This is a genomic window from Variovorax paradoxus (assembly GCF_000834655.1).
GTDB classification, from domain to species: domain Bacteria; phylum Pseudomonadota; class Gammaproteobacteria; order Burkholderiales; family Burkholderiaceae_C; genus Variovorax; species Variovorax paradoxus_F.
Genome location: NZ_JXQQ01000028.1, coordinates 35,466 through 50,498 on the forward strand (window position 1 = coordinate 35,466; position 15,033 = coordinate 50,498).

A 15,033-nucleotide genomic window follows, 5' to 3' on the forward strand; every position below is an offset into this window, starting at 1 on the left:
GGCCCGGCTCAGGCGGCGAGCGCTTCGCGCAGCAGCGCGGTCACGGCCTCGGGCCGTTCCACATAGCTGGCGTGCCCGGCGCCTTCGATGGGTTCGAGCGTCTCCCCGCAGCCGCGAGCGACCTCGGTGCAGGCGTCGGGCGTGGTGACGACATCGAGCGTGCCACAGGCCACGCGCACAGGCATCGCAGGCGGCAGGTCGGCCAGCAGGTCGCCGTTGCAGAGCAGCTCGACGGCCTGGCGGTAGCCGCCGTCGTTCAGCCGGGCCATGTTCCAGCGCACCCACTGGCGCGCGAGGACGCTGGCGGTGTCGGAGACGAGCCGGCCCGCACGCTTGGCGGCCATGCCTTCGATGCCCAGTTCGTCGAGCGTGGCCAGGCGCTCGGTGCGCACCCTGGCGCGGGCTTCCGCGCGAGACGGTGCGCCGTAGCCCGCGGCCGGGCTGATCAGCACGAGGCGGCGGATGCGCGACGCCAGGGCCGAACCGTTGCGTGCAGCCGAGCCCGCCGTGAGCGCGCCGAGCGAATGGCCCACCAGCACGCACGACTGGATGTCGAGCGCATCGAGCAAGGCGCGCAGGCGCTCCGCGTAGTCCGCAGCGGATGGCGCCGCAGGCGCGAGCGGCGTCGATGCGCCGTAGCCCGGCGCATCCCATGCGATCACGCGGGCTTGCGGCGCGAGCAGCATCGCGACATTGAGCCACGAGGCCGCGCCGGAGCCGATGCCGTGCAGGCAGATGATGGCCGGGCCCGTGCCGCGTTCGCGCACCGACACCACGGCACCGCCGCCGACCGGCACGTCGCGTGCGGGGAAACGGTCGTCCAGCAGCGCCAGCTCGGAGGCAGGCAGCGCCAATGCGTCGGTGGCCATCGTGTCGCTCATCTCGTCCTCAGCGCTTGATCTTCGCGAGCGGGTGATCGGCCGGATACGTCGGCGTGATCGGCTTCTTCGCGCCGAGCATCACGCACATCAGCGCGTCTTCGTCGCCGATGTTGATCTCTTCGCGGTACACGCCTGGCGGCACCGAGATGAGGTCGCGGTCGGTCATGATGGTCTCGAAACGCTCGCCGTCCTTCTCGATCACGACCTTGAGCTTGCCGCGGATGAGGAAGAACACTTCTTCCACGTCGGTGTGCAGGTGCGGCGGGCCTTCGTGGCCGGCCGGGATCACCATGGTCGAGAAGGTGAAGTGCTCCGAAGGCACGGTGTTCACGTCCTTCGCGACGCCGGTGCCGCCGGTGCCCACGTAGCGCATCTGCGCGCGGCGGTACTTCGGGTCGAAATCGGCCTGGAACTTCAGCGCGTCCCAGTCGTACTTGCGGGTCTCGTAGCGCGCGATGCGGGTGTTCATCCACTCGGCCAGGCTCGTGCCCTCGGGCTGGGCCAGGGTGCTGGCGGCAGCGTCGTTGATCTTCTGTTGCTCGGACAAATCGCTCATGGGGTTCACTCCTTCTTCGGAAAATTCAGTGCATCGCAAAGCCGCCGTTGACGGCCAGGAGCTGGCCCGTCACGAAGCGCGAGAGGCCGGACAGCAAATACAGCGTGGCGCCGCACACATCGGCCGCCTGCTGCTCCCGCGGGATGGCGCGGCCTTCGAGGTATTTCTGGTGGCGCGCCATCGGCACGTACTCGGTCGCCTCGACCAGCGTGAGGCCCGGCGCCACGGCATTGACGGTGATGTTGTCGCCGCCCCATTCGCGAGCGAGCGAGCGCGTCATGGAGATGACCGCGCCCTTGCTGGAGGCGTAGGCCAGCAGGTTCGGCGCGCCCCACAGGGCGGTATCGGAAGCGAGGTTGACGACGGCGCCGCGGCCGCTCTCGGCCAGCGCGCTGCGGCAGGCGCGGCCCATGAGCCAGGTGCCGCGCACGTTGACATTCATCACGCGGTCCCACATGTCGATCTCGAGCTGGTGCGCGTCGCGGCCGCCCGAGTTGGTGATGGCGGCGTTGTTGACCAGGCCGTCCAGGCCGCCGAGCAGGCGGATCGCTTCGGCCGCGCAAGCGTCGATGGAGGCCGGGTCCGACAGATCCACGGTGAGCGCGTGCGCCTTGTGGCCCGCATCGCGCAGCGCCTTCGCTTCGGTTTCGGCGAGTTCTCCGAGGATGTCAGCCAGCACCACGCTCGCGCCCGCCGCGGCGATGCACTGTGCGAACGCGAGGCCCAGGCCCCGGGCGCCGCCGGTCACGAGCACGCGGCGACCTGCCAGCAGGTTGGCGGGCAGCTCGGCCAGCAGCGACTGCAGGCTCGACGGATCGGGAATGGCTTTGAGTTCGGTCATGGGATCGTTCAGTCGTTCAGTCGGCCTGGATGCCGAGCTCCTTGATGACCTTGCCGAAGCGCGCGTAGTCGGCGGCGTTGGTCTTGCCGAGCACGTCGGCTTCGCCGCCCACCGGCGTGGTGCCGAGCACGGCCATGCGCGCGACGATGTCGGGCATCTTGAGGATTTCGTTGAAGTGGCCGTTGAGCGTCTTCACGATCTCGGGCGGCAGGTTGCGCGGGCCCCAGAGGCCGTTCCAGGCGACGACCTCGACGTCCTTGTAGCCCAGCTCGGCAAGTGTCGGCACGGTGGGCGCGAGCGGCGAGCGCTGGCTCGATGCCACCGCCAGCGGCTTGAGCTTGCCGTTGGCGAAGTACGGCGCCACCGGGCCGAGCGTGATGAAGGTGACCGGCACATGGCCGCCCAGCACGTCGTTGACCGCGGGCGCCACGCCCTTGTAGGGCACATGCGCGAGGCTCGCACCCGAGGCGCGGGCGAACATCTCGCCCAGGATGTGCATCGGCGAGCCGCTGCCCGGGCTCGCGTACGAGAGCGACTTGCCGGCGCCCTTGGCCGCCGCGACTGCGTCCTTTGCGCTGGCGATGCCGCTGCCGGCGCTCGCCACCAGGAAGAGCGGCTGGCTGCCGGTCTGCACGATCGGCGTGAAGCCGGCGAGCACGTCGTATCCGGAGGTGCCGTTGGTCTTGAGCACCAGCTGCGCGATCGAGAAAGTGCTGGGCGCGAGCAGCAGCGTGTAGCCGTCGGGCGCGGCCTTCGACACATAGCCGCTGCCGATGATGCCGCTGGCACCCGGGCGGTTGTCGACCACCACCGGCTGCCCCACCCGCGCCGAGAGCTTCTCGGCGAAGAGCCTAGCCAGCGCGTCGGTGTCTCCGCCTGCCGGGTAGGCAACGACCAACGTGATCGGCTTGGCGGGGTAGCCCTGCGCCCAGGCGGGTCCGGTGGCGCAGGCGGCGGCCAGCGAAATGGCGGCTGCGATGGCAAGTCGGCGTGTGTGTTTCATGGGTCCGTCGTGGTCGGCGTTTTGTTTCATTAGAGAAACGACGATTTATTAATGGAACGCACGAAGGATAAACACGAAGACAACTTCGTGACTAGGTAGAAACCCTATATGTCGCAACCCAACGTAAACAAGGCGGCCTTTTGGGGACGCCCTGCTTGGGGATGGGGTTGTGCGTGCTAGCCGCCGTAGCGCGCCACGGTCAGGCCTTCCATGTCGATCTCCGGCGCCTTCCCGGCGACGAGGTCGGCCATTACGCGGCCGGTGCCGGCGGCCATGGTCCAGCCGAGCGTGCCGTGGCCGGTGCTCAGCATCAGGTTGGGGATGCGGGTGGCGCCGACGACCGGCGTGCCGTCGGGCGTCATCGGGCGCAGGCCCGTCCAGAAGGAGGCGTCGCGCACGTTGCCGCCCCTCGGGAAAAGATCGGTCACCACGTGTTCGAGCGTGTCGCGCCGCCGCGGGTTGAGCGCGAGGTCGAAGCCCGAGAGCTGCGCCGTGCCGCCCACGCGGATGCGATCGCCCAGGCGGGTGACGGCCACCTTGAAGGTCTCGTCCATCACGGTGGATTCGGGCGCGCCGCCTGCGTCGGTGATCGGCACGGTGATCGAGAAGCCCTTGACCGGGTACACCGGCAGGTCGATGCCCAGCGGCTTGACCAGCGCCGGCGAATAGCTGCCGAGCGCGACGACGTAGCGGTCGGCGGTGAAGCGGCCCTGGTCGGTGCGCACCGCGGTCACTTCCTTGGCGGCCTCGTGCTCGATGGCCTGGATGTTCACCCCGAAGCGGAAGGTCACGCCCGCAGCCTCCGCCAGCTTGGCCAGCGCCTGCGTGAACTTGAAGCAGTCGCCGGTCTCGTCGCCCGGCAGGCGCAGGCCGCCGACGAACTTCTCCTTCACCGCCGCGAGCGCGGGCTCGTAAGGCAGGCAACCGTCGCGGTCGAGCACCTGGTAGGGCACGCCGGAGGCCTTGAGCACTTCGACATCCTTCGCGGTGCCGTCCAACTGCTGCTGCGTGCGAAAGAGCTGCAGCGTGCCCTGCATGCGCTCGTCGTACGCGATGCCCGTGTCGGCGCGCAGGGCCTTCATGCAATCGCGGCTGTATTCGGCCAGCCGCACCATGCGGCTCTTGTTGACCTCGTAGCGCGCCTGCGTGCAGTTGCGCAGCATCGAGAGGCCCCAGCGCCACATCGCCGGATCGAGCATCGGCTTGACGACCAGCGGGCTGTGCTGCATCAGCATCCACTTGACGGCCTTGAGCGGAACGCCGGGCCCGGCCCAGGGCGCGGAGTAGCCGGGCGAAACTTCTCCGGCGTTGCCGAAGCTGGTTTCGAGCGCGGGCGCCGGCTGGCGCTCCAGCACCGTAACCTCGTGGCCGGCGCGTGCCAGGTAGTACGCCACCGACGTGCCGATGACACCGCTGCCGAGAATCAGGACCTGCATGGAACTCCCTCTTTCTTGATGGCCAGAGCGGCCCGAGGGTACAGGCTAAGCGCTAAAGGCCGAGTGCGTCTTGCAATCGCCGTGCCGGCCAGCGATCGGGATGCTGCGGCCAAGCTTCGAGCAGCGCCACCATGCGCGCATTGCGCGGCGCGCTCAGGCCGTGTTCCTGCGCGAGCCGCACGACCTCGCCGCTGAGCGCGTCGATCTCGGTGCGGCGGCCGAGCGCGAGGTCGTCGGCCATGCTGGAGCGCGCCTTGGCATCGATGCGCAGCATGCGCGCCGCGACGATTCGAAAGAGCCAGTCGGGCAGGCGCAACAGGCTCGACAACCTTTGTGCCGGCACCGCCGCCACCTGCGCGGGCGCGATGCCGCTCACGCCGAGCACGCCCAGGGTTTCGTCGATGAGCGCCGCGAAGCATTGGCGGTAGCCGCGGTGCATGAGCTCCTCGCGCAGCGGCAGGCCCGAGAGCGCGTTGACCGGATTGTTGAGGTTCAGCAGCAGCTTGCCCCACTGCACCGGCAGCAGGTCGTCGTGCAGGTCGAGCGGCACGCCGGCACGCTCGAACACAGGGAGCCACGGGCGCAGCGCCGCGTCGTCCTTCGCGGCCAGCCGGCCGGGGGTGCCGCGATGGAAGGCGCCCTCGCCGATCTCGGCCACGTTGTACGGCACCATGCCGGGCAGCACATTGAGCGACGGGCCGGCCTGCGATGCGGCGGCGCTGTTGGAAACGCCGTTCTGCAGCGAAACGACCGTGGTGCCCGCGGGCAGCGAGAAAGCCAGTTCACCCGCCGCTTGGGCGGTGGCGCCGCTTTTCACGCAAAGGAGCACCAGCGCGGGCCTGGCGCCGCTGGGCACCTGCTCGCACAGGCGCAACGCCGAAGGCAGGATGTGGTGGTTCGCGCCGTCGAGATCGCTGAGCGAGAGGCCGCGTTCCGCGAGCTTCTTCAGAACGCGGGGCCGGCCGACGAAGGTGACGGGCACGCCCGCCGCGGCGAGCCGGCCGCCGATGTAGCAGCCGATGGTGCCCGCGCCCATCACGAGCACCTCGCCGGGAGGCGCGCCAGACTCTTCGCCGGGCAGCGCTTGCGTCATCAGACGCGTTCCGAGACCCAGCCCTGAACCGACTTCAGCGCGGCAGGCACGCCCGCCGCATCGGTGCCGCCGGCCATGGCCATGTCGGCCTTGCCGCCGCCCTTGCCGCCGACCTGTTGCGCCACGAAGTTGACCAGCTCGCCGGCCTTGGCCTTGCCCACGGTGTCGGCGGTGACGCCGGCCGCGATCTGCACCTTGTCGCCGTCGACGGCGGCCAGCACGATGATGGCGGTCTTGAGCTTGTCTTTCAGCTTGTCCATGGTGTCGCGCAGCGTCTTGGCATCGGCGCCGTCGAGCTTGGCCGCGAGCACCTTGATGCCGTTGATGTCCACCGCCTGCGCGATGAGCTCGTCGCCCTTGGACGATGCGAGCTTGCCCTTGAGCGAGCCCACTTCGCGCTCCAGCGCCCTCACCTGGTCCAGCACCTGCGTGAGGCGCCCTTGCAGCTCGGCGGCCGGCGACTTGAGCGTGGCGGCCACGCTCTGCACGGTCGATTCGAGGTCCTGCAGGTAGGTGAGCGCATTGGCGCCCGTGACCGCCTCGATGCGGCGCACGCCGGCGGCCACGCCGCCTTCGCTGACGATCTTGAAGAGCCCGATGTCGCCGGTACGGCCCACGTGGGTGCCGCCGCACAGTTCGCGGCTCGAGCCGATGTCCAGCACGCGCACGGTCTCGCCGTACTTCTCGCCGAACAGCATCATCGCGCCGGTCTTCTGGGCCGATTCCATGTCCATCACGCGCGCCTGCGTGGCGACGTTGGCGAAGACTTCGGCGTTCACGCGCTTCTCGATCTCCAAGATCTGCTCGCGCGTGACGGGTGCGTTGTGCGCGAAGTCGAAGCGCGTCTTGTCGGCATCGACCAGCGAGCCCTTCTGCTGCACATGGTCGCCGAGCACTTCGCGCAGGGCCTTGTGCATCAGGTGGGTGACCGAGTGGTTGCGCATGGTGGCGTTGCGGCGCTCGCCGTCGACCGCGGCCTTGACCGCGTCGCCGACCTTGAGCGTGCCCTGGGTCTGCGTGCCGTGGTGGCCGAACACGTCGGCCTTGATCTTCTGCGTGTCCTCGACGCCGAACTGCACGCCTTCTGCGCTGAGCACGCCCTGGTCGCCGACCTGGCCGCCGCTCTCCGAATAGAAGGGCGTGGAGTCGAGCACGACGATGCCGGGCTGGCCTTCCTTCAGTTCATTCACCGCTGCGCCTTCGAAGTACAGCGCAACGACCTTGGAGCTTTCTTCGAGGTGTTCGTAGCCGGTGAAGGTATTGCCCGCGCCGGTGTATTCGACGTTGCGGTCCATCTTGAACTTGCCGCCCGCACGGCCCGCGGCCTTCTGCCTTTCCATGGCGACGTTGAAGCCGGCCTCGTCGACGCTCACGCCGCGCTCGCGGCACACGTCGGCCGACAGGTCGAGCGGGAAGCCGTAGGTGTCGTGCAGCTTGAAGGCGACATCGCCCGGCAGCGTCTTGGCGCCGCCGGCCAGCGCCGCGTCGAGGATTTCCATGCCGTTGGCGAGCGTCTCGAAGAAGCGTTCTTCCTCGGCCTTGAGCGTGTCGGTGATGCGCTTTTCGTCGGCCACGAGCTTGGGGTACGCGTCGCCCATCAGCTTCACGAGGTCGGGCACGAGCTTGTGGAAGAACGGCTTCTTCTGGCCCAGCTTGTAGCCGTGGCGGATTGCGCGGCGCACGATGCGGCGCTGCACGTAGCCGCGGCCTTCGTTCGAGGGGATGACGCCGTCGGCCACCAGGAACGAGGTGGCGCGGATGTGGTCGGCGATCACGCGCAGCGAGTTGTTGCCGAGGTCCTTTTCGCCGGTCTCGCGGGCTGCTGCCTTGATGAGCGCGTCGAAGATGTCGATCTCGTAGTTGCTGTGCACGTGCTGCAGGATCGCGGCCAGGCGTTCCAGGCCCATGCCGGTGTCGACGCAGGGCGCGGGCAGCTTCTTGACCGAGCCGTCGGGCTGCATGTCGAACTGCATGAACACGTTGTTCCAGATCTCGATGTAGCGGTCGCCGTCTTCATCGGGGCTGCCGGGCGGGCCGCCGGGGATCTCGGGGCCGTGGTCGTAGAAGATCTCGGAGCACGGGCCGCAGGGGCCGGTGTCGGCCATCATCCAGAAGTTGTCGGACATGTAGCGGCCGCCCTTGTTGTCGCCGATGCGCACGACGCGCTCGGGGGGCAGGCCGATTTCCTTGGTCCAGATGTCGTAGGCCTCGTCGTCCTCGATGTAGACGGTGGCCCAGAGCTTCTCGGCCGGCAGCTTGTAGACCTTGGTCAGCAGTTCGAAGGCCCAGGTGAGCGATTCGCGCTTGAAGTAGTCGCCGAAGCTCCAGTTGCCCAGCATCTCGAAGAAGGTGTGATGGCGCGCGGTGTAGCCCACGTTCTCGAGGTCGTTGTGCTTGCCGCCGGCGCGAAGGCACGCCTGGACGGAGGCCGCGCGCACGTAGTTGCGCTTGTCTTCGCCGAGGAACACGTCCTTGAACTGGACCATGCCCGAGTTGGTGAACATGAGGGTCGGGTCGTTGCCCGGCACCAGCGAACTGGAGGGCACCACCGTGTGGCCCTTGGAGGCGAAGAAATCGAGAAAGGTCTTGCGGATGTCCGCGACCGTGAATGTGGGCTGGCTCATCTTTGGATTTCGTCTTCTGTCGAGGGCGGCCTGGCGATGGCGACCTCTCGTCGAAACCACTGCGTCGAACCGACCTAACTGCTTGATTTGCTTGAACAAACGATTATAGGTTTGACCATGGAGCCCGGGCGGTCCCGGGGCCAAGGGCGAGATTGGGGCGCCGCGGCTAATATGCGCCCTGGCATCCGCGCGGCCGAACCAAACGCGGCGCCCCCCGTCCTATTCATATGCACAACATGAATCAAGGAGTCCGCATGGCAGGTCTTGATGCCGAACACTGGAAGATCGAGGACCTCGATTTCTCTCGCATCGCGCTCGACAAGGTGCGCCCGGACGAGAATCTTTTCTACCTCGTGACCTCCGCCTCGTTCATCGAAAGCGGCTCGGACCTGTACACGCACAACCTGGTGGATTTTTTCCGCGGCGACGACGAAGTCACCGACTGGCTCTCCAACTACTGGGAACCCGAGGAGCTGCAGCACGGCCAGGCCCTGCGCGCCTATGTGCGCCACGTGTGGCCCGAATTCGAATGGGACACGGCCTACCAGGGCTTTCTCGAGGAGTACGCGACCTATTGCAAGGTCGAGTTGCTGGCCCCCACCCGCGCCCTGGAGATGACCGCGCGCTGCGTGGTCGAGACCGGCACCGCCACCTACTACCGTGCCATGGCCCGCGCCACCGACGAGCCCGTGCTGCACGACCTGGCCACCCGCATCGCGACGGACGAGGTCAACCACTACAAGCACTTCTACCGGTTTTTCCGCCGCTACCGCGAGCAGGAACAACTCAGCCGCTTCCGCGTGATCGGCACCATCGGCCGGCGCACGCTGGAACTCAAGAGCGAGGACGCGGACTGCGCGATCCGCCACGTCGTGAAGGCCCGGGCGCCCCACCGCGCCGACGACACGGCCTACGTGCAGCACCTGAGCGCCCGCATGAACAGCACCATCCGCACCAACCTGAGCGCCGGCAGCACGCTCAAGATGCTGATGCGGCCGCTGGAACTGCCGGCCCGGGTGCAGACGGTGATCCAGTATCCGATCAAGCAGTTCATGCAACACGTGTTCCTGCGTTAGGCCTGCCGCGGCGCCACAACTTCTTGTTTCCCTGGGAACCACGGGAAAAATCGGTCCCCGCCGACAAAGGCTGGGCCGTTTTCCCGGCCTTGTCCTGCATGGTTTTTTCGCGCTCGCATGATTGAATTTGGTATTCGAGTTCATGGAGCAAAAAACGATGGAGGCCAAGGGATCGAGCCTGGGGGGACGACAAGGAAGACTGCTGGGCGTCGGCGTGCCGGGGCTGGACGACGTGCTGGGCGGGGGCCTGGAGCCCCACCGCCTCTACCTGGTGGAAGGAACGCCGGGCGCCGGCAAGACGACCATCGCGCTGCAGTTCCTGCTGGAGGGGGCCCAACGGGGCGAATCGGTCCTTTACGTCACGCTCTCGGAAACCGAGAACGAGCTGCGCGGCGTCGCCAACTCCCACGGCTGGGACCTGTCGGGCATTCACGTGCGAGAGATGCTTCCCACGCAGGACAGCCTCCAGCCCGAAGAGCAATACACGATGTTCCACCCCTCGGAGGTGGAACTGAGCGAAACCACGTTGCGCATCTTGAGCGACGTGGACACGCTCAAGCCTTCGCGCATCGTCTTCGACTCGCTGTCCGAGCTGCGTCTGCTCTCGGGCACGTCGCTGCGATACCGCCGGCAGATCCTGGCCTTGAAGCAGTTCTTCGCGGGCCGGCAGTGCACGGTGCTGCTCCTGGACGACATGACCGCCACCGAGCACGACCTGCAGGTGCAGAGCATCGCGCACGCCGTGTTGCGGCTGGAGCAGCTCAATTCCGACTACGGCTCGGCGCGGCGGCGCCTGCTGGTCGTCAAGTACCGCGGCCAGGCGTATCGCGGCGGCTTTCACGACTACAAGATCCACCGCGGGGGCCTGCAGGTGTTTCCGCGGCTCGTGGCTTCCGAGCACGCGACCAGCGGACCGCTGATCAAGATGCCCAGCGGCATCGCCGAACTGGACGATCTGCTGGGGGGCGGCCTCGAGAAGGGAACGAGCACCCTGTTCGTCGGCGCGCCGGGTACCGGCAAATCGTCGGTGGCCGTTCAGTTCGCCGTTGCAGCTGCCCGGCGGGGGGAATGCGCGGCGCTTTTCATCTTCGACGAGAGCATCAACACGCTGCGCACGCGATGCGCCGGCCTGGGGATGGACCTGGAGCCTCACCTCGCGTCGGGACGCCTGCGCATCAAGCAGGTCGACCCCGCCGAGCTCTCGCCGGGCGAGCTGGTCCACGAGATCCGCCTGGCCGTGACGGAACACGCGGCCAAGGTCGTCGTCATCGACAGCCTGAACGGCTATCTCAACGCGATGCCCGACGAGCGCTTCCTCATCGTCCAGCTGCATGAACTGCTGACCTATCTCGGACAGGCCGGCGTGGCCACGCTGCTGGTCGGCGCGCAGCACGGGCTGATCGGCATGCAGATGCAGACGCCGGTCGATGCCAGCTACCTCGCGGACGCGGTCGTGCTGCTGCGCTATTTCGAATTCGAGGGCGAGGTCCGGCAGGCCATCTCGGTGCTCAAGAAGCGCGGCGGCGCGCACGAGCGGACCATCCGCGACTTCTCGATGGACAGCACCGGGCTGCACGTGGGCGAGCCCCTGCGCCACTTCCGGGGCATCCTGAGCGGCATTCCCGTGCCTGTCGATGGCGTCACCGCCTCTCCGCCGTGACGACGAACGCGACGCCCCCCACGATCACGCACGAAGACCCGCAGCTGCGCGTCCTGCTCAGGACGGCCACCTCCAAGGACGCCGTGATGGCGGCAGCGGTGCTCGAACGCGCCGGGATCGCCACCCGGGTCTGCGCCACGCTGCACGAACTGGTGCTGGAAATCGGCCAGGGCGCGGGCGCCGTGCTGGTGTCCGAGGAAATGCTGTCGGGCAACGACGCCGCCTACCTGTCCGATGCGGTGTCGATGCAGCCACCGTGGTCGGACCTTCCGGTGCTCGTGCTGGCCAAGCAAGGGGCCGATTCGCGCGCCGTTTCCGTGGCCATGGAGGGAATGGCCAACGTCACGGTGCTGGAGCGGCCGATCCGCGTGGCGGCGCTGGTCAGCGCGCTGCGAAGCGCCTTGCGGGCCCGCCGGCGCCAGTACGAACTGCGCCGGATCCTCAACGACCTGAACGAGGCCGACAAGCGCAAGACGGAATTCCTCGCGACGCTCGCGCACGAACTGCGCAACCCGATGGCACCGCTGAGCACGGCGCTCGCCATCCTCACGCGCAAGACGCTCACGCCCGAGGCCGCGCAGCCGTACTACCAGCTCATGGGCCGCCAGATCGACCACATGGTGCGGCTCGTGAACGACCTGATGGAGGTGTCGCGCATCACCCGCGGAAAGATCGAACTCCAGCTGGCCGAGTTGATGGTCGACCACGTGATCCGCGATGCCGTGGAGCTCAGCCGGCCGCTGATGGATGCCGGCCGCCACAAGCTGCAGGTGCATGCGACGGATGCTTCCTTGGCTGTCGAGGGCGACGGGGTGCGGCTCACGCAGGTGTTCTCGAACCTCCTGAACAACGCGGCCAAGTACACGCCCGAAGGCGGCCTGATCGACGTGTTCGTCGAGCGCGACGGCGCGGATGCGGTGGTCCGCATCCGAGACAACGGCGCCGGCCTTCCGCCGGACATGCTGGCGTCGATCTTCGATATGTTCGTGCAGGTGAGCGGCACGGCCAGGGCCGCCCAGGGAGGCCTGGGCATCGGGCTCACGCTGGTGAAGAGCCTGGTGGAGCTGCACGGCGGCACGGTCAGCGCCAAGAGCGGCGGGCTGGGCCAGGGCAGCGAATTCGTGGTGACCTTGCCTTTGTCGATCGCTCACGACGCGGCCACCGAAAAGCGCGCCGCCCCCGCGCCCGAAGTGGCCATCGCCCGGCACAGCATCCTGGTGGTCGACGACAACCGCGATGCGGCGGAATCACTGGCGGCGCTGCTGGGCCTTCTCGGGGCGCGCACCGCGGTGGCTTTCAGCGGCGCCGAAGCACTGAAAACGGCCGACGACTTTCGTCCTTCGCTGGCGATCCTGGACATCGGCATGCCCGGAATGGATGGCTGCGAGCTGGCCCGAAGGCTTCGGGCCGACCCCGCGCACACGGGGCTGGCGCTGATCGCGCTCACGGGCTGGGGCCAACCCGACGACAGGGTGCGCATCGCCCAGGCCGGCTTCGACCATCACTTGCTCAAGCCGGTCGATATGGAAGAGCTGTCGACGGCCCTGCGACGGTTGGCGCAGCGCTAGCTGAACGGGCGCTTCAGGCGCTGCCCAGCCAGCGCAGGGCGCGGTGGCCGAGCGGCGTCAGTTCTGTGACTGTCGCCACAGGCATATCGCTTTCGGGAGAACGAGGCAGCGGGAAAGTCGCCTTCACACAGCCCTCGTGCAGCAGGGCCTGGACGGCGGCAATGCCTTGCGCACCTGCGACGGTGGCGGGCAATTGCTGCGTGGAGAGATAGTGCAACAGCGAGTGGCGCATGCTTCTTGAAGTCCTTGACGAACGGCAGGCCTCGCACAAGGCGTGGATAAGGAAATCTTGACGACCTTCGGCTTCGAGGAACCGCTGCAAGGAGCGGGTGCAAAAGCGGGTACAGAAGCAACCTCTACCAACGCCGGAAGACCGTCAAGATCCAGTATGGTTCTCCAGACTTAAGCCGAACTGAACAAGTCGTCATGCCTGCAATCCGGCGACAAGGCTAGTTCGGCGACCGGCCACTCGCCAGTGCCGAAGGTCATTCGAGGGTCTGGCCGATGCGGCAACGCTTGCCTACCGCTTGTACCCGTCCTTCAGAAATGCTGCGCAACGATCACCACGGCGCCGGCCAACGAGATGGCTCCACCAATGACTCTTCTGAACATCTTCATACGGCTCTCCAACAGTGAGTGCTGATGGTGCCGTGTTTGAGCACGCCGGGGGTTTGGCAATATTCATGTCCGGGATAGGGACGGCCGACTTGCGTGCCCGGCAGGCGCTCAGGTCGCCGAGGTCAAACCCGGCTTGCGGGTGCCATCCAGCGAATACAACTGGGGCCGATCGTCCGCAAGAACGTCGGCAGGCCCGTGTTCCGCGACACGCGGCTGCCGGTAGAGCTCGCTCTCGAGCCGCCGGACGCGCTCGGCATACATCCGCGCCAATGCGCTGTGATGCTCCGCGGCAGCCTGGTGCTCGATGCGCGCCATCTGCGCTTCCTCCAGCAATGCCGAAGCCCTTTTGAGGTAGGCGGTATGGTTGGGACGAAACAAGAAGTCGAAGGTCATTTCATGCTCCTTGCCGCGAGAGTGCGGTCTGGAGATGTTCCTCCTCGAGCTCTCCTGGAGTCTGTCAGCGCGCGCCTACCCCGGGTCGGCGCGAGGATTACCTTTGCCTAACACACGGCCGTTTCAGGTTTTCCATTTTCAATGGGGACAATGTTGTGGAAAACCGTGTGTGAAGCGTTCAGGATCGTTGCCTGGCGTGGCCTGCAACACGGTGCCTGCAAAAGCGGCAGTGGATGAAAAATATTTGGCTTTGCCCGAATTCCGTTCCTTGCGGGGCACAAAAACGTCGTCTGGTACAATCGCGCCTCGCTCAGATTTGCTTTGAGCGTTGCCTGGCCAGGCAAGCCGAATCTCACACCGGCGCGTCGAAGTCACTACGACGAGAAAAACAACAAGTGGCTTCCGCAATTGAACATTTGCCGTAACGTGGACCGCGTGAGAGTTCACGACCACATTCCAAAGCCCGCCTCGTGCGGGCTTTTTCATTGGCCGTCCTGCTCTAGCCCGCGAGTTCGCTCTCCATTTCCCGCTCGGCGCCACGCGGAAGCTCGGCCAGGAACGTCGCCACGATGATGGCTGCAGCCCGATCGACTTCGAGCACATCGCCGATGCCAAACTGGAGCAAGGCCGTCTTTCCCGACGAGCCGAGCGGCCGGCGCAGTTCGAGCAGAACCTCGGCCGCCAGTTCGCGGTCGGTGCGTGCCCGGCCGTCGGGCCGCATCACCCAGCGATCGACCTGATCGAACGGCATGCTGCGAAAGACCCCCACCACGGGGAAATACTGGAACCGCTCTTCGTCGAGCCAGATCGGAATGCTGAAGCGACACAGAAATGTGTCCACCTCAGGTGACAGTTCATTCTTAACTCCCATGAGACACCTCTTCTTGTTGCGAAGAGTGTGCTGCACCGATGTGCCCGTTGGAATGCCTGGCCTGCGACATAAGGCACAGCAAGACACAATTACACAAACTTCGTGGCGTGAAGTGGCACAAATTCACGCCTCCAAAAACCTCCCGCGCAAAAAAAACCCAGCACCAGGCTGGGTTGAATCTCTTTAAGTGCTGTCACACACAGAGAACTCGCACTTCGAAGCGAGTTCGCAAAATCTAGGGCTTCACAGAGGCACCTCCTGTCAGACGAGACCGACACTTCAAACGCTATAGCGAACCCGCAACGGTTGTCGCCTGCCAACTACTTCACGTTTTTAAGTGTGTCCTACGCCGACAGCCTAAATTTGGCTTACAGGCGTTTCGATCCATCTCCGCGACTATCGAACGGCTGTCA

14 protein-coding genes are annotated in these 15,033 nt (G+C 66.5%); 3 read left to right on the plus strand and 11 right to left on the minus strand.

The window, feature by feature from the left end; all coding sequences use genetic code 11:
* Nucleotides 1–8 precede the first annotated feature (8 nt).
* From RT97_RS12735 to alaS, 7 genes are all read right to left on the minus strand, one after another.
* Nucleotides 9–881: an alpha/beta fold hydrolase gene (locus RT97_RS12735; protein ID WP_042579155.1), complete on the minus strand. Its 873-nt coding sequence runs from the start codon at nucleotides 879–881 to the stop codon at nucleotides 9–11.
* A 7-nt stretch (nucleotides 882–888) separates the two neighbouring features.
* On the minus strand, nucleotides 889–1,437 hold the full coding sequence (locus tag RT97_RS12740; RefSeq protein WP_042579156.1) for a cupin domain-containing protein: 549 nt from the start codon (nucleotides 1,435–1,437) through the stop codon (nucleotides 889–891).
* A gap of 25 nt (nucleotides 1,438–1,462) precedes the next feature.
* A complete protein-coding gene (locus RT97_RS12745) occupies nucleotides 1,463–2,278 on the minus strand; it encodes an SDR family oxidoreductase (protein WP_042579157.1) in 816 nt (271 codons plus the stop codon).
* A gap of 16 nt (nucleotides 2,279–2,294) precedes the next feature.
* Nucleotides 2,295–3,281: a Bug family tripartite tricarboxylate transporter substrate binding protein gene (locus RT97_RS12750; RefSeq protein WP_042579158.1), complete on the minus strand. Its 987-nt coding sequence runs from the start codon at nucleotides 3,279–3,281 to the stop codon at nucleotides 2,295–2,297.
* 176 nt (nucleotides 3,282–3,457) lie between these two features.
* A complete protein-coding gene (locus tag RT97_RS12755; protein ID WP_042579159.1) occupies nucleotides 3,458–4,717 on the minus strand; it encodes a D-amino acid dehydrogenase in 1,260 nt (419 codons plus the stop codon).
* Nucleotides 4,718–4,769: 52 nt separating this feature from the next.
* Nucleotides 4,770–5,810 carry a 2-dehydropantoate 2-reductase gene (locus RT97_RS12760; RefSeq protein ID WP_042579160.1) on the minus strand — a complete coding sequence of 347 codons (1,041 nt, stop codon included), beginning with the start codon at nucleotides 5,808–5,810 and terminating at the stop codon, nucleotides 4,770–4,772.
* A complete protein-coding gene (alaS, locus tag RT97_RS12765; protein WP_042579161.1) occupies nucleotides 5,810–8,434 on the minus strand; it encodes an alanine--tRNA ligase in 2,625 nt (874 codons plus the stop codon). The genes RT97_RS12760 and alaS overlap by 1 nt, the downstream gene beginning before the upstream one ends.
* Nucleotides 8,435–8,688: 254 nt before the next feature.
* Between alaS and RT97_RS12770 the strand changes: the two genes are divergently transcribed.
* The 3 genes from RT97_RS12770 (at nucleotide 8,689) to RT97_RS12780 (ending at nucleotide 12,738) form a co-directional block, all read left to right on the plus strand.
* Nucleotides 8,689–9,510, plus strand: coding sequence for a ferritin-like domain-containing protein (locus RT97_RS12770; RefSeq protein WP_042579162.1), 822 nt, complete (start codon nucleotides 8,689–8,691; stop codon nucleotides 9,508–9,510).
* Between the two features lie 157 nt (nucleotides 9,511–9,667).
* On the plus strand, nucleotides 9,668–11,170 hold the full coding sequence (locus RT97_RS12775) for an ATPase domain-containing protein (protein WP_042579163.1): 1,503 nt from the start codon (nucleotides 9,668–9,670) through the stop codon (nucleotides 11,168–11,170).
* Entirely contained in the window at nucleotides 11,167–12,738 is a 1,572-nt protein-coding gene (locus tag RT97_RS12780) for a hybrid sensor histidine kinase/response regulator (RefSeq protein ID WP_042579164.1), read from the plus strand. The genes RT97_RS12775 and RT97_RS12780 overlap by 4 nt, the downstream gene beginning before the upstream one ends.
* A 13-nt stretch (nucleotides 12,739–12,751) precedes the next feature.
* Here RT97_RS12780 and RT97_RS12785 read toward each other — a convergent pair whose 3' ends face one another.
* The 4 genes from RT97_RS12785 to RT97_RS12795 all read right to left on the minus strand — a co-directional run bounded on the left by RT97_RS12785 (nucleotide 12,752) and on the right by RT97_RS12795 (nucleotide 14,590).
* A complete protein-coding gene (locus RT97_RS12785; protein ID WP_042579165.1) occupies nucleotides 12,752–12,970 on the minus strand; it encodes a hypothetical protein in 219 nt (72 codons plus the stop codon).
* A gap of 494 nt (nucleotides 12,971–13,464) precedes the next feature.
* The gene (locus RT97_RS12790) at nucleotides 13,465–13,749 is read right to left on the minus strand and encodes a hypothetical protein (RefSeq protein ID WP_042579166.1); all 285 of its coding nucleotides are present in this window, start codon (nucleotides 13,747–13,749) and stop codon (nucleotides 13,465–13,467) included.
* A gap of 138 nt (nucleotides 13,750–13,887) precedes the next feature.
* The gene (locus RT97_RS33115) at nucleotides 13,888–14,235 is read right to left on the minus strand and encodes a hypothetical protein (RefSeq protein WP_155403798.1); all 348 of its coding nucleotides are present in this window, start codon (nucleotides 14,233–14,235) and stop codon (nucleotides 13,888–13,890) included.
* Between the two features lie 13 nt (nucleotides 14,236–14,248).
* Nucleotides 14,249–14,590 carry a hypothetical protein gene (locus RT97_RS12795; RefSeq protein WP_253278221.1) on the minus strand — a complete coding sequence of 114 codons (342 nt, stop codon included), beginning with the start codon at nucleotides 14,588–14,590 and terminating at the stop codon, nucleotides 14,249–14,251.
* Nucleotides 14,591–15,033 lie beyond the last annotated feature (443 nt).